This window comes from Gluconacetobacter diazotrophicus PA1 5, assembly GCF_000021325.1.
Taxonomy (GTDB): domain Bacteria; phylum Pseudomonadota; class Alphaproteobacteria; order Acetobacterales; family Acetobacteraceae; genus Gluconacetobacter; species Gluconacetobacter diazotrophicus.
In genome coordinates this window covers 3,780,125-3,794,838 of record NC_011365.1, presented here as the reverse complement: position 1 = coordinate 3,794,838, position 14,714 = coordinate 3,780,125, and the positions used below count along the sequence as shown (strand labels likewise).

Below are 14,714 nucleotides of genomic sequence, written 5' to 3'. Positions count from 1 at the left end.
GATCTATGCTTTCTGCACGCCCTGATCCACGCGCCGCTCCGCGAGGGCCGTCACTGCGGCAACAATTTTCTCGGCAACGGATTTTCGCCACTGTTCCGGATCGATGACGATGACGTTCGCGGCCGATACGATGCGTACCTTCCCCTCATCAATGCCCGGCACCGCCTCGATCTGGACGATCTTGTCCCCCGTGACGAGCGCCTGCAGGCGCGGGACATCGGCCGTGCTGCACTGGACCGTAACGGCGCCCTCGCATTCCGCCACGAACGCCAAGGCATCGGAAAGAAGATCCCGCTGCATGCCGGCCAGGACATCCCCGTCGAGCGCCGTCAGGCTCCGGACGACATCGACGACGGTCGCCACGAAGGATTTCCCGGCATCCGCCACCAATTGGTTTCGCCGGCCGTTCTCCGCCTCGAACGCGGCGGCAACGGAAGACAGGCTGGACGCGAATTGCCCCTGCAGCACCTCTTCCCTGTCCCGCGCGCCTTTTTCAAGGCCCGCGTTGAAGGCGGCCTCGCGCAGGCTGTCCAGGTCGGCCTGCGTCATCGTGAGAAGATCGGGATCGGGCTCGGGTTCAGGCGCGGGCTCCTGCTGCGGATTATCCGCATGCGCAACGACCGCGTCCATGTCCCTTACGGGAGCGGCGAAATCCTCCACATCAACGAACAGCCGCCGGATTGGCCGGAACGCCGCCGTCACTGAATGATCTCGTCGTTGCCGCCGTTTTCGGTCAGGTCGATGATACCGGCGTTGGCCATCTTCTTGATGGTCAGCACGATATCCATCTGCGCCATGTCCGCGTCCCTGACGCGAACCGGCCCGAGTGCCGCGATCTCTTCGAGAAGGATGCTTCCGGCGCGCTTCGACATGCATTGCAGGAACATCTTGCGCACCGTCTCGGACGCCCCCTTCAGGGCCAGCGGCAGCTTCTCGCGATCGATCTCGTTGACGATCCGCATGAGGTATTCGTGCGACAGGCGCTTGATGTCCTCGAAGGTGAACATCAGCGCCTTCACTTTTTCCATATCGTCGTGATTGCGCTTGTCCATCGACTCCATCAGACGCGTCTCTGTCTTGCGGTCGAAATTATTGAAGACTTCCGCAAGAAGCTCGTAGCTGTCGCGCTTGGCCGAGCGCCCCAGGGACGAAATGAACTCGGACCGCAGCGTCGCTTCGACGCTGTCCAGAACGTCCTTCTGCACGGTCTCCATGTGCAGGATCCGCATCATGACGTCGGTCGCGTAATCCTCGGGAAGCAGGGCGAGAACGCGCGCGGCATGCGCGGGCAGCAGCCGGCTCAGAATGACCGCGGCCGTCTGCGGGTACTCGCTGCGAAGATAGTTGGCGAGCACCGTTTCCTGCACGTTCGCCAGCTTGTCCCACATCGTCCTGCCGGTCGGACCACGGATTTCATCCATGATCTTCTCGACCTGCTCCTCGGGCAGGGCCTTGCGCAGCAGTTCTTCCGTAGTCTCGAACGTTCCCACAAGCCCTTCGGAGGATTCGAAGTTTCTTGTGAATTCGTGACAGACGGATTCCACGAGGTCGGCCCTGATCAGGCCGAGGCTCGCCATAGCGACGGAGATGTCGCGGATTTCGTCTTCCTGCAGGAACTTCAGGATCTTCACCGATTCATCACGCCCCACGGCGAGCATGAGAATGGCGGCCTTCTGCTTGCCGGACAGATGCACCGGCGCGGGCTCGGGCATCCGGCCGCCGTCGAGTGGAGTTACTGGTGCCTCGGCCATGTCTAGCCTCTCTTCCCCGGATCCGGCTCGGCCAGCCAGTTGCGAATGATAAGGACGCTTTCCTGAGTACTTTCCTCAATGCGGCTTGCGACTTTCGCGATCGCCTCGGCCCGCATCTTTCCCTCGATACCGTCGATGCTGACCGTTCCGTCGCTGCCGATATGGGCGGAAGGAATCAATGCGCCGGTCATCTCGTTGCCGATGCGGCCGGCATGCCCGGCAATGCCAGGCAGTCCCTCCTGCAGGTGGCCGGCGGCAAGGGCGGGAAGATTGATCGCACCGCGCCGCAGCATCGGCCGGATACCGATGAAGATGGCGCCAAGCGCCAGGATGATGGGGATGACCCATTCCGCGATATAGATCAGGGTATCGCGACTCAACACGCTGCCGGTCGATGTCGGGAAGCCCAGCCCCCCGTCAGGCATGAAGCGCATCGAGACGACATTCACCTCGTCGCCACGGCTCTGGTCGTACCCGATCGCCGTCTTGGCGAGTGTCGTGATATTCTGGATTTCGGCCGTATCGAGCGGCTGCCAGACATCCTTGCCGTTCTTGTCCCGCGTCACCATCCCGTCGACCATGACGGCGAGGCTGATCCGGGATACGCGCGGGCGGGTCTGGCTGATCACGCGGACGCGCTTGCCGATCTCGTAGTTGTTGGTGTCCTCCTCGCGGTCGTCGCTCGAACCGGTCTTGTTGTCCTGGTTGGCGTTGGCGTTCGGCAGGTTGTTCGAGACCGTGGTGTTCGGACTCGCCTCGGTGTTCACGCTCTTGTCGGACGTCGTCTGTTCCGACCGCAGGACCTGCTGGTTGGGATCGTAGCTTTCATCCGTCTCGTGAATTTCGTCGGTCGCCATGGTGACGGCCGCGCGGGCACGGACATGCCCGGCGCCCAGGGTCGGCACCAGCATGTCTTCCACATCCTGCGCCAGCCGCTGCTCCTCGGCATGCTGAAGCTTTTCGATCGTGGATTCCTGGCCGGCAGCGCTGTCGGGGTCACCTGGCTTCACCAGGACGTCGCCGCGCGTATCGACAATGGATATGTTCTGCGGACGCAGGCCGGGCACGGCCGCCGCGACCAGGTTCTGGATCGCCTGGATGCCATCAGGCGCCATGCGCCCTGCCCTGCCGATATCGAGGACGACACTGGCCTGTGACGGGCTGGTCTGCGTCGAAAACAGGTCGCGGTGCGGAAGGACCAGGTGAACCCGGACGTTGCGTACCCCGTGGACGAGGCGGATGGAGCGCTCGAGTTCGCCCTCCATGGCCCGCGTCTCGTTGATCGTCTGCTCGAACTGCGTGCTGGTGAGCGTCCCGCTCTTGTCGAACAGTTCGTAGCCTACCGCTCCGCCGCTGGGCAGGCCGTCCTTCGCGAGCAGGAGTCGGGCGCTGGCGACCTTGTCACGTGGAACGTAGATGCTCGTTCCGTCGGGACTTGTCGTGGAAGAGATGTGGGCCTTGGCCAGGTCGTCGATCATTTCGGCGGCTTCGCCGAGGTCGACATCACCGTACAGCAGGGCCATCGTCTGACCGCCCCCCTGGAAGACGAGAAATCCGAGTATCGTGAGAAGAACCGCCGCCGCACCCCCCAGCGCCGCCAACTGCTTGCGCCCAAGGCCTTTCAGGCCAGCCAATATGTTCTGCATGCAGGATTCGCTACGTTGTCACGATACTGGAACTGGAGCCCACAAAATCCTCCGGCAATTTAGCTATTCGATGACCATGCCCCTCGCCTTGCCGTCGCCTTGTCATCCGCGCCGAGGCAGTCTGGAGCATCCGTAAACCATAATAGCGACACGCGCGCTATCAGAAAGGCACAAAAGGCCCCTTGTGATAAAAACGCAACGCACGGCTCCGAGCCTCGGCTCCGCTCGCCCGGTCTCCCCTATGGGGTGTAGGCGTTCGTCGGTGGGACCGTCTTGACCGAACTGTTCAGCCTGTTGGCGTTCTGGTCCTGGGTCAGGCCGGTCGGGCCCTCCGCGACTTCGCGGGCGACATTCGGCATCAGGTCGGGACGGCTCCAGCAATCCACGCCGTTCCAGCTTGCCGTGCAATAGGGCTGCGGGGCCGGGGGCCTTTCTACCGGCGCGCACCAGTCCTCGCCCTGCTGGATATAGCCGGCATTGCACTCGCGTCCGGTAAGGCGCTTGGCGATGTAGTCCGGGGCACACCCTGCAACAGCCACGGCCAGAAGTACCGTCATCCCGCGCTTCGTCATCATAGATACCTGTTCCCGTCCCCCAGGACTTTACACGCGCGATACATTATCGGATCAGGTCCAGCCTGCCCGCCCGGCCTCGGATAACCCCCGCCTCCATTTACGGGACCGGATACATCGATTCACGCATCACTGCCATATCCAGCGAAGCCGGCAGAAGGCAGACAGGCCAACTGCCGCCTTCGGCCGTGGCGGCGACAATCAGGAGCCGGTGCTGCTTCCACTGGACGACGTCGACGTTGACGATGTGGAGGACGAGGTCGCCGTGATGTCCGCCATCGGAATATCCGCGCTTCCCATTTCGGCTTCCATATCGGTGCTTCCCTTCGTCACGCCCGTGATGGTGCCGCTGACCGTGAACGGCACGGCAGAGGTCGTACCGGAGGAATTGATCGTCTCCACCGCGACGCTGTAGGCACCGTCCGTCAACTGGTTGCCGCTATTGTCCGTTCCGTCCCACGTCCACGTGTTGGTACCGCTGTCGGCGGTGGCGACGACGTCCTTCACGACCGTGCCGGAGGAATTGGCCACAGCGATCGCAACCGTCTCGCCGGCGGTTCCCGTGAAACTGAGGGAAGCGGAACCATTCTGCAGGGGCAGCGTCGTCGAATCCGCGGTCGCCGTCTTGCCGACCAGGCTGGCATCGGAATTAAGCTGGCTTTCCTCGTTCAGCGAAATCAGGGTCGAAAGATTGGTATTGGTCTGGACCTGCTGCTCCACCCCGGCGAACTGCGCGAGTTCCTGCGTAAAGGTGTCGGAACTCATCGGGCTGCTTGGGTCCTGGTTCTGCAACTGCGTCGTCAGCAGGGTCAGGAAGGTGTTGTAATTATCCGCGAGCGACGCGAGGCTCGATACGGAACTGCTGCCCGTTCCGGTGGCGGCGCTGCTGCTCGCATAGCTGCTCGCCGACGTCTTGGCGGACGATTCCGCCGCCTGGACAAGCTGATACTCGCTGCTGATGCTCGATGTCGTCGTCATTCCCTCTTATCCTTCCCCTGCCACCGTGACCATACCCGCGGTCATGCAGTAATGTTGATTCCGCTTCCCGCGCTGGCCCGAACAGGCATCGTGGACCCGTCCCCGCCGTCTCCTTCACTGTCGACGCCTCCCTGCCCCAGGGATGCGCTGCCGCTGTTCCATGCGTTGCCCTGGTAGGACTGCCCGCCATTCTGGCCGGCCCCGTTGCCGGACATCCCGCCGGAGAAATTCCCGCTGTTGGCCGAGCCGCCCCCCGATCCCTGGTCCTGCTGGCCTCCAGTGCCGTGACTGGGGGGCACGACATCAATGCGCACCTTGTTTCCGTCCACTCCGGCGGCATCCAGCGCCGCGACCAGTTCGTGCTTGCTGCTGGCCAGGTGACGGGCCGTTGCCGCGTCCTCGCTTTGAAGAACGACACCGGTCGTAACGCCATTCGCCCCTTCGACACGAACATGAACGGGGGTGGAATCATCCGTCAGGACGGTCATGGAAAGGGAGGTCGAGCCATCGGACGGTCGTGCCAGCGACGAGGTGAAAAGAGACTGCGCCCCCCCCTCGGCATCTCCGGCGGTGCGATTTCCGGCGGCATGGCCTCCGTCAGTCCTATCTCCCCCCTCGGCCGACTGCGCAACGGCGAACTTGCCGTCCAGCGCCTGGGAAAACGAACCTGGCAGGGCAATCCCGACAGGGAGGCCGGTATCGTTCGCGCTCCCGGCGGTAGCCGCCTGGCCGCTTCCTTCCTGCCCATGATCGGACGCCCCGGGATGCCCGCCTGCCCCCTCCTGAAATCGCGCATCCTCGACGGTCGCTGTCCCGCCGACCGCAGTCAGGGTGGCGCCATATCCCAAGACGTCTCCGCCATCCGGGGATGCGGATCGGGACGGCTGGGCACCATTTTTGTCGCCCGGACCGGGCGCCGCCGTCACGACGCCGTTCACGGCCACCTGGAGTTGCTGGGCCACGCCGCCGGGTCCGCCCTGCGGCACCTGGGCGGGCGAGGCACCAGCCGCAGAAGCGTCCGAGGTCGCGCTTCCTGCCGATGGACCGCCACTCACCACCGACGATTTGACGAGGCTCGAATAGGCCGAAGACACGACGGATGGGACGCCGCTCGCCGCAATGTCCTGATATGAGGCCGCAGCCCCTGCGCCATTCTGCGCCGCCGGAACCGGCGACGTGGCGCCGGCCACAGTGGCCTGGGATTGCCTGGCCTGGGTCCCGGCATCCCCCTGCATCCGGACAGAGGACGCGGTGACAGCGGCGATGCCAGAAAAATCCGGGGACGGGACGGACGCGCCGCCGGCCGCCACCATCATCTGGAATGGCTGGGTCACGGCTCCAGCATCGGTCTGCGGCATCGGGATGGATGACGCACCTGTGGCGGTGCTCCCCGCGGAGGCCGAGGGCTGGCCAGACGCCGCGTCGCTCGCGACAGTCGCCAGCGATACGGGTGACGCGGCGGAGGCGGGCGCCGGGGCCGCATTCCCTCCGACCCCGTCACCGGTCACCGACGGCGCGGCAGAACCCGTTCCGGCAACCGACGGGGTTCCGGAAGCCGCTCCGGAAACGGCGAAGACCGACGTCAGGTACGTGCTCGTCGCCGATTGGGCCAGTTGGCCGCCATCCGCATCGGACTCCGCCGATGTTTTCGTATGGTCCTTCGCCTGCCCGCGCGTGACATGGGATGAGTGCGGCGTCGACGCGGTGACCGTGGCAGACGGCAAGGATTGTGCCGCAACCGCAGCGGGAAAAATGCCACCCGTCCCGATTCCAGCCAAGCAGGCGGCGCCGAGCAGGGTCGTATCTGTCGTATCTGACGGTACGTCTTTCGACGCCGCCGGGGGCGTCTCATTTTTAGCGTCCGCCGGGGCCGGTTCCGCTGCCTGCGTCGGCATGGCCATCTGCGTCATGGCCATGCCTGGCCATGCCTGCAGGTTCAGCACCTGCTGGCCCGTGCCGGTGGAAGCATCAGAGGCCACACTCGCCTGGCTGTCGCCCGCGTCACGGAGCGATCCGGAGGCGGAACCGCCTGTCCCCGCGGAGGCTTGGGAAGACCCGCCATCGACTCCGTTCGCGCCGTCATCCGCCGACAGGTCCGACGTCGCCGCCGTGCCGTTTCCCTGCCCCTTGCCGCCCTGATGACCGGCGAGATTCTTGAGGATCTTACCGAACCCCTCTCCTCCACCCGCCGCTTGCTTTCCAGAGGTGCCTGACGACGCGGCCGCCGTCGATTTCTGTGGCGACACGGCAAGCAACAAGCCCGACAGCGGCGTTTCCTGCGCCGGATCGGTCGAAGTCGAACCTCTCGTTGCCGTAATACCCATCAGATGCTCCGTAATCCTGACCGCTTTACTGCGCGATCAGGCAGTTCCTGGGGGTGGGTTGGATGACTCTGTCAGGGCCATGTCGAGTTCACTGAACGAAGGCATGAAGATATGCGGAATATCCTTGCGACCGATTTCGGCACAGACCTGAGGCGGGCTGCCCTGAAGGTGGGTCACCAGGACGATCCTGATAAGGTCATGATAGCGACTATCCTGCATTACCACATCACGCATCCTTGCCGCCAGAGGCGCCACAACGCCATAGGACAGAAGAACGCCGAGAAACGTGCCGACAAGGGCACCGCCGATCATCGCGCCAAGGACAGCGGGCGGCTTGCTGATCGAGGCCATGGTCTTGATGACGCCAAGGACCGCGGCGACGATGCCAAGCGCCGGCAATGCGTCGGCTATGCTTTGCAGACATTTCGCGGTGTGCAACTGCTCCGTGAGGTTCTTCTTCAGTTCACGGCTCATCACCTCGTCCATCTGATAGGCGTTTTCTATGTTCAGGCTGGTCAGCCGGAGATAGTCGCAGATCAGATTGCAGGTTGTCTTGTCATCCCGAATACGCGGTGACATCGCGAAGATGGCGCTGTCGTGCGGGTTCTCGATATGCTCCTCAAGCGCCATGTCGCCCTTGGCCTGCGCGAGGCGCATGAACCGATAGAGCAGGACCAGCAGGTCGAGGTAAGCTGCCTTGTCGTGCCGCGGTCCGGCCAGCACCAGCCGGAGGTCGCCAGGAACGTGCTTGAGCGCCTCCTTGGAATTCCCCATCACGAATATTCCGACGGCCGCCCCAAGAATGGTCAGCAGTTCGAAGGGCATCGACATGATCAGGGGGGCCAGAGCCCCCCCGGACGCCACGAAGGAGGCGAAGACACAGAGCAGCACAAAGACGAGCCCCCCGATGAAAAGCATTTAGCAGTCTCCACTTCCGTCCATGGTTAAGCCGCGCGGCAGAAGCGCCGACGGCGGTCTACGGTCCTTCCCGGCAGATTGGCCGGCGCCGGCGAAGGGCGTGCCGGCCTGCACCGCCTATTTCGGCGCCCCCGCGCCGGCTGTCCCCTCGGGTTTGTCTGCCTTGGCAGGACTGGCCGGCGTGCCAGGCGCCCCGGCGACCGGGGCAGGGCCGGCCGGGTTGCTGAAACGCCGGTGCATGATCAGCACGACCCTGCGATTCCCGGCGCCCGAGGGATCGGACGGAAGAGCCAGATCTCTGTCCGAGCGGCCTGACACGTCAAGAATGTTGCGATCCGGGTAGCCCGCCTGGACGAGCGTTTCGCGGGCGTGGTCGGCCCGCATTACGGATAGTGTCCAGTTGGACATGCCCCATTGCCTGCCGACGTGATAGGGCGCCCCATCGGTATAGCCGACGATGGAGATCGGCTCGGGCATGGGCGCAAGCCATGCGGCAATCTGGGCCAGCATCTGCTTGCCGAGACGATTGGGCGTCGCCGATCCGCTGTCGAACATCGGCGTGTTGTTCGAGTCCCGAAGTTCGATCCGAATATCGTCCCGTCCGATCTGGATCGACACGTCGGAAGCCGCATCCCGTATTTCCGGATTGTCCTGGATGGCCTGGCGCAGGCCGCTGGCCATCTGTTCGACCGCCGCCTCTTCGGCGGACGCTTCGGCCGGACTTCCCGCGCCGATATAGCCCACGCTTCTGGCCGCACCGGTCTGCGGTCCCCCGATCGGAACGATCGCGGGCGGCGACGGATTGAGCCGCGTCCTGAGGCCCAGGGTTATGTCATCGGACGAACGGTCCTGCCGTACCGTCCTGGGTGCATTCCGCGCCCCAGGCGCCCCATCCTGCACCGGGTCCAGCGTGTCGCCATTCTTGATGCGCCTGATCGCACTGCCCCCCCAGAGAGGAGAGGGCTGGACGTCGAGCATCGAGTCCGTAGGCTGTGCGTGCGTGTCCCGATCGGCCATCGGATTGAAGAACTGCGCAATGCCCCTGCGTTGCTCGTCCGTAGTGGCATTCAGCAGCCACATGACGAGAAAGAACGACATCATGGCCGTCATGAAGTCGGCGTAGGCGATCTTCCACGCCCCCCCGGAGTGCCCGCCCTCCTCCGAGTCCTCGCCGTCGCTTCTCCTGATGAGGATAGGCTGCTGCTTGTTGTCGTTCTTCGCCATCTGGCTTTATCGCGGTCTTACGCGCCCTTGTGGTGAAGCATGCCGACACGGCTGGACGGATTTCCGCGGAATACGGCGCGCCCGGCATGGGTCAGGCTGATGGACGTATCCAGCCAGACCTCGCCCCCGATTTCCCGCCAGCGGCGACAGAAGGTGAAATCCTCGCTCAGATACGTTCCGGTATCGGGATCGATGCTTGCATCGAACAGGGCATGATACAGTCCCCCGTCACCGTCATCCGCCGCGTCGATCCGGCGGTATGCCGTTTCGGGATAGGCCTTGATCATCATGCCGACCGCCTTCCGGCTGATCATCATGAACCCCGTTCCCGCATAATGGGTCTTGAGAAGCGGTCCCTTTTCCCACTCCTTGTGCATGGCCTCCGTCTCGCCGACATAGCGCAGCGAGGCAGTGTCCTGGGTTTCGCCATGCCGCGCGTATTCCTGGGTCGCCTTGTCCCAGAACCGTTCCTTGATCGGATACAGACCGGCCACGAGATCCTTTCCGGCAGCCAGGAGCCGCGCGGGCGCTTCCGCCGGGAAGCCCATGTCGGCATCGATGAAAAGGATATGGGAGGCATCCGACCGCGCCCAGAACTGATGCAGAAGCGTGTTCCGCGCCCGGCTGATCATCGCGTCGTCGCCCAGCAGCGAGAGCGTCATGGGAACCCGCAGGACACCGGTGCAGGCAATGATGGATTCCATGTATTCTTGCGTCACCAGACCACCAAAGCATGGCGTGGCGATAAATACCTTTTCAGCCGGCTGCTGTGTCTGTTGCATGCGCTTTCCTAGTCACTCATGGCCATGGGGATATCGGATCGCATCTACTGCGGTCATATTCCGCCCCGGTTGAAAGCGATAGCGGGCGCATTCCAGTTTCTCAAGGCCGAAACATGATAAAGCGCCTCGTCAGATCGACTTTAGAGAGCCGGCATCCTCGCGACAATGGCCCTTTCATGACCATAAAAAGGCTATGTGGAAAAAGCCCGGTTCCGTCGCGACAGGTCATCGAGTTCCGCCTGCTCCCTGCGGGCACGCGCCTCCCTTTCCTCCTCCAGCCGCTTGTCCAGGATGGCCTCCGCCGCCTTCAGGGCCGCGTTCGCCTGCATGAGCATTCCCCTTGCCTGATCGGATGCCTGGCGAGCGACATCCAGTGCCGCCCTGGCGCGTTCGACGGCATCTACACCCGCCGGCAGCCAGGCACGGAAATCGTCGAGCGACGCGTGCCCCAGGGATGCTTCACGCTGCTCGCTGTCGATCAGTGCAAGTCGGCTTTCGACCAGGGCGCCGGCGGCGTGTTCCTCGGCCATTGCCCTGGCCATCGCGCTTCGCGCGTGATCGACTTCGGTCTTCCGTAGCCGGACCAGCGAGTGCAGCGCGCGCGTCCGGGCGTCCGTCACGGAGTCCCGGGCGGCGACAAGGCGGCGCGCAGGGCGTCGAAGCTTTCGGCAATCGTGGCTTTCTCGCCGCGTCCCTGCCTCAGAATCTCTTCAATGGCGGGCGCGATACGGATTGCCTGATCGACCTTCGGATCATTCCCCGCGCGGTAGGCGCCCAGGCGGACCATGTCCTGCATTTCCTCCCAGGTCGACAGGTCGGCCCGCGCATCGCGGGTCAACGCGTTTTCCTCAGCAGAATTGCATCCGGGAACGGTCCGCGAGAGCGAGCGAAGGACATTGATGGCGGGGTACCGTCCGGACTCCGCGATCCGCCGTTCCATGACGACATGTCCGTCCAGAATGCCGCGCACCGCGTCGGCGACCGGTTCGTTATGGTCATCACCCTCGACGAGGACCGAGAACATGGCGGTAATCTGCCCCGCCTTCCCGTCCGGACCGGGAAGGCCCGGCCCCGCGCGTTCAAGCAGGCGCGGCAACTCGGCGAAGACGCTCGGCGGATACCCCCTGGTGGCAGGGGGCTCGCCGGACGACAGGCCGATCTCCCGCAGGGCCTGGCAGAACCGGGTGACACTGTCCATCAGCAGCAGGACGGACTTGCCCTGATCCCTGAAATGCTCGGCAGCAGCCGTCGCGGCATACGCCGCTTCCCGGCGCATCAACGGCGACGTATCAGAGGTGGCGACCACGACAACCGACTTGGCCAGCCCTTCCGGCCCAAGATCGTCCTCGACAAACTCCCTGACTTCCCGTCCCCGCTCCCCCACCAGGGCGATGACCGCAACGTCGCAGTCCGTGTTGCGGGCCAGCATGCCCATCAGGGTGGATTTCCCGACGCCGGAGCCGGCAAACAGACCCAGCCTCTGGCCCTCGCGGCATGTCGCGAACAGGTTGAGCACGCGCACGCCGAGATCGATGCGCGGGCCGAGCCGCGCCCGGAGCGCCGCCTCGGGCGGGGGAGCATGCAGCTTCTGGGGCACGCCGTCAGGGGGCAGCGGCCCCTTTCCGTCAATGGGCCTGCCCATAGGGTCGATGACACGCCCCTGCCATGCATCATTGACGACCAAGGTGCCGCCAGCCCGCCGCCTTCTCTGCTCCGGGTCGAACAGCTGGAACATGGCCCGGCATCCCGACCCGATCCCCTCCAGCGATCCGTACGGCATCGCGATCGCGGTGTCGCCGCGAAAGGCGACGATTTCCGCATCGGTCTCACGCCCGTCCAGGCCGAAGATCGCCACCCGATCCCCCACCCCGGTGAAATCCCGCAGGCCGCTGAGCGACACGGTCAATCCCGACAGCCCGGTCACCCGCCCCTCAAGAACGCCAACCGGGACATCGTGGCGCGGCGCAGCCACGGCGGTCCGCATTGCGTCCAGTATATCGGGGATCTCGGATACGACGTCAGTGGACGGCGACGGGGGAATCTCTGCGCTCATTGCATCGGGGCACATGCTGGAATCATGACGTCAGGCAGGGCATGTCGGTGGCCACCGACCCACGACACGTCAGAACATCGAGAGTTCCGGGCTTCCCGACGAAGAGGAACTGCTGCTGGAACCGAAAAGCGCGAGAATTCCGTTGCTGTTGGTACCGCCCCCAAACAGGTCCATCATGGTTATCGGCGTATCAGGCGTCTGAGGGTTGATCTGCAGCATGGCGAGATACTGCTCGGCATATTTCTGAACCCCTTCCGGCGTCGAAAAATCGCTGAGATCGACCTTGTTCTGCAGCAGACGGACCTGCTCCGGATAGTCGAGCGCCCCGAACTGGTCGGGATTGAATCCCGAAACCGTCTCGACGACCTTGAGCAGGGTCGCATTCGACATGATATCCGCCAGCGACATGGAACTGGTCATGTTGCGCGTGAAATAGAGCGCATTGCCGACGCCGCTGTTCTGGTTGGCGGTGCTGCTTTCGTATTGACTTTCCTCGAATTTCGTCACGATCGAACTGATCGTGTCCGAGGTAAACGGCGACGCGCTCGCGCTTCCGCCATTCTGGCCCCAGGTCGAGAACGCATCGGCGAAGGCCAGCCACGTCGCGTTGCCCGACGATTTCGCGACCGATTTGGAAGATGTCGGATCCTGCGTCAGCAGGTCCTTGACCAGGGCCGTTTCCCCCGAGATGGAACTGAGATTGTAGGCCCCGAGAACGACCTGCTCCGCCGTATAGTTTTTATTGCTCATCAGATCGGCGGCGGAAGTAATGGAGGACGCCGATTCCTCGAAGGAGGTCACCTCGTTCTGGATCGTCGGGTTCTCCTTCGTATAGTTCGCGGCCGCGGTTTCTTCGTCCTTCTCGGCGGCCAGGTACAAACTGATCGGGGAGGTACCGCTGATAGACCCACTCATCAGTCCACTCCTTGCATTCGTGACCGCGACACAGCAGGACACAACAATTCCACGAACCGCCACTATATGGCCTTGCCCCGCACATTTCCACATGGAATTGGCCATGGAGAACGCCGCCGTCGAAGGTCTGGTCAGGAATGCCCACCCTGTGTAGAACCATGACCGGCAATACGCCACGGTGTCATGACCGACGGTTGAGAATGACGGACGGTTGACGGAGCGATGATGACGCACCCCGGAATGAAAGCCTACCAGAGCATCGCGGGATCATCCCTGACGGGACGCGAAGCCGATGCCGCATGCTTCAGAATGCTGATCGACGAACTCAAGGCCGCCGAGGCGAGTTCGGATCATACCGTCCGACGGCATGCCCTGGCCAGGAGCCAGCGCCTCTGGGCGATGATCATGAATGCGAACGTTCAGGATTCGGGCCTTACGCCCCAGGAAGACCGTCAGCTTTTCGTCACCCTGGCCCATCGGTCCCAGCTCTATGGAATCAGGGCCATGCTGGACCCCGCCCTGCCGCTTACCCCCTTGATTCGGATCGCGGAGAATGTTCGCGATGGCCTGGAACTCACAGGCAGCCACAACATGCAGGAATTCGGCGCCGACGCGACCTGATCCTGACCAGCCCCCTCGCCTCCGGCCGCTTCAGTTTGTCTGGGATGATCGAGCCCCCGAGGGGGCCATGATGGCGATGCCCGGCGTCACGGGAATACAGGACTCCCTTGGCCCCTGCCCGACGATTCCATCCATCCGGGCACCCAGCGGAGCGAAGGCGTCCTCGTTGAGGCGGTAGCCAATGCCCCATTGCGTCGTCAACGGTTCCTCTATGCCCAGGCCACGCATCTTCTTGCGGATCTTGCAGATCATGACGTCGATGACCTTGCCACTCGGCTCGTGCTGTCCGGCATAGAGGCTGTCGAGGACGGACTCCTTGCTCAGTGCCTGATTCTTGCGCAGCGCCAGAAGCTCGACCACGTCATATTCCCGCCGGGTCAGTGGAACCGGCTTCCCGTCGATATGGACCTCCCGCTGGTTCACGTTCACGGTCAGGCGTCCGATCTGGAGCGTCAGGCTGTCATGCCCGCCGGCGCGCCGGACGATGGCGCGCAGGCGGGCCAGAAGTTCCGTGGGGTCGATCGAGGCGGGAACGCAGTCATCGGCACCGACGGAAAGGACCTCGGCGATCGCGGGCGGAGTCGTGTCCCGGGCAATGATGATGACCGGCGTCGGAACGCGGCTGCTGCGTATGCGGCGCAGCAGCCGTGCATTCGGCGATCCCTGCTGGATCACGGCGAGGTCGTAATGGGAGCGGCGCAATGTTTCCACGCTCCCCTCGGGGCCCGACATCGTTATCGACACCGCCCCCTCGATCGCGGCTTTCGCCAATCCGCTGCACGGCCTTCCATCACCATCGGCCGAACTGTCACCGATACAAAGTATCTGCATATCCATTCCCGCAGCGTAAGTGCCGACAGCCATCCTGGCATGGGAACCGGCCCCCAGCTATCTATCCCTTATAAGCGGATGCCATAAGCCAAAAAACAC

At 63.7% G+C, this 14,714-nt stretch carries 14 protein-coding genes; 1 reads left to right on the top strand and 13 read right to left on the bottom strand.

The annotated features are described in order from the left end of the window. Nucleotides 1–3: 3 nt before the first annotated feature. From GDIA_RS17430 to GDIA_RS17375, 12 genes are all read right to left on the bottom strand, one after another. Nucleotides 4–702, bottom strand: a complete 699-nt coding sequence (locus GDIA_RS17430) for a FliH/SctL family protein (protein ID WP_012225130.1) — start codon at nt 700–702, stop codon at nt 4–6. Next, on the bottom strand, nt 699–1,712 hold the full coding sequence (gene fliG, locus GDIA_RS17425; RefSeq protein WP_012225129.1) for a flagellar motor switch protein FliG: 1,014 nt from the start codon (nt 1,710–1,712) through the stop codon (nt 699–701). The genes GDIA_RS17430 and fliG overlap by 4 nt, the downstream gene beginning before the upstream one ends. A gap of 41 nt (nt 1,713–1,753) precedes the next feature. After that, nucleotides 1,754–3,397, bottom strand: coding sequence for a flagellar basal-body MS-ring/collar protein FliF (gene fliF, locus GDIA_RS17420; RefSeq protein WP_012554969.1), 1,644 nt, complete (start codon nt 3,395–3,397; stop codon nt 1,754–1,756). A gap of 239 nt (nt 3,398–3,636) precedes the next feature. Next, nucleotides 3,637–3,954, bottom strand: coding sequence for a hypothetical protein (locus tag GDIA_RS17415; RefSeq protein WP_231854262.1), 318 nt, complete (start codon nt 3,952–3,954; stop codon nt 3,637–3,639). A gap of 216 nt (nt 3,955–4,170) precedes the next feature. Beyond that, a complete protein-coding gene (locus GDIA_RS17410; RefSeq protein ID WP_012225126.1) occupies nt 4,171–4,947 on the bottom strand; it encodes a flagellar hook assembly protein FlgD in 777 nt (258 codons plus the stop codon). Between the two features lie 41 nt (nt 4,948–4,988). After that, nucleotides 4,989–7,271 carry a hypothetical protein gene (locus GDIA_RS17405; RefSeq protein WP_012554968.1) on the bottom strand — a complete coding sequence of 761 codons (2,283 nt, stop codon included), beginning with the start codon at nt 7,269–7,271 and terminating at the stop codon, nt 4,989–4,991. 36 nt (nt 7,272–7,307) lie between these two features. Then, nucleotides 7,308–8,189 carry a flagellar motor stator protein MotA gene (gene motA / locus GDIA_RS17400; protein WP_012225122.1) on the bottom strand — a complete coding sequence of 294 codons (882 nt, stop codon included), beginning with the start codon at nt 8,187–8,189 and terminating at the stop codon, nt 7,308–7,310. Between the two features lie 117 nt (nt 8,190–8,306). After that, the gene (locus GDIA_RS17395; RefSeq protein ID WP_012225120.1) at nt 8,307–9,413 is read right to left on the bottom strand and encodes a flagellar motor protein MotB; all 1,107 of its coding nucleotides are present in this window, start codon (nt 9,411–9,413) and stop codon (nt 8,307–8,309) included. Between the two features lie 17 nt (nt 9,414–9,430). Beyond that, nucleotides 9,431–10,195 (bottom strand): hypothetical protein, encoded by a 765-nt coding sequence (locus GDIA_RS17390; protein WP_012225118.1) that lies wholly within the window; start codon nt 10,193–10,195, stop codon nt 9,431–9,433. 191 nt (nt 10,196–10,386) lie between these two features. Beyond that, entirely contained in the window at nt 10,387–10,815 is a 429-nt protein-coding gene (locus GDIA_RS17385; RefSeq protein WP_012225117.1) for a flagellar FliJ family protein, read from the bottom strand. After that, nucleotides 10,812–12,179: a flagellar protein export ATPase FliI gene (fliI, locus tag GDIA_RS17380; protein ID WP_012554967.1), complete on the bottom strand. Its 1,368-nt coding sequence runs from the start codon at nt 12,177–12,179 to the stop codon at nt 10,812–10,814. Before fliI ends, GDIA_RS17385 begins: the two co-directional genes overlap by 4 nt. A 138-nt stretch (nt 12,180–12,317) precedes the next feature. Continuing rightward, the gene (locus GDIA_RS17375; protein WP_012225103.1) at nt 12,318–13,163 is read right to left on the bottom strand and encodes a DUF1217 domain-containing protein; all 846 of its coding nucleotides are present in this window, start codon (nt 13,161–13,163) and stop codon (nt 12,318–12,320) included. A gap of 222 nt (nt 13,164–13,385) precedes the next feature. On the opposite strand from GDIA_RS17375, the gene GDIA_RS17370 reads away from it, so the two are divergent. Further along, complete coding sequence (locus tag GDIA_RS17370) at nt 13,386–13,784, top strand: flagellar biosynthesis regulator FlaF (RefSeq protein WP_012225100.1); 399 nt, start codon at nt 13,386–13,388, stop codon at nt 13,782–13,784. A 30-nt stretch (nt 13,785–13,814) separates the two neighbouring features. Here the strand turns inward: GDIA_RS17370 and GDIA_RS17365 are convergent, their stop codons facing one another. Beyond that, a complete protein-coding gene (locus GDIA_RS17365; protein ID WP_012225098.1) occupies nt 13,815–14,648 on the bottom strand; it encodes a response regulator transcription factor in 834 nt (277 codons plus the stop codon). Nucleotides 14,649–14,714 lie beyond the last annotated feature (66 nt).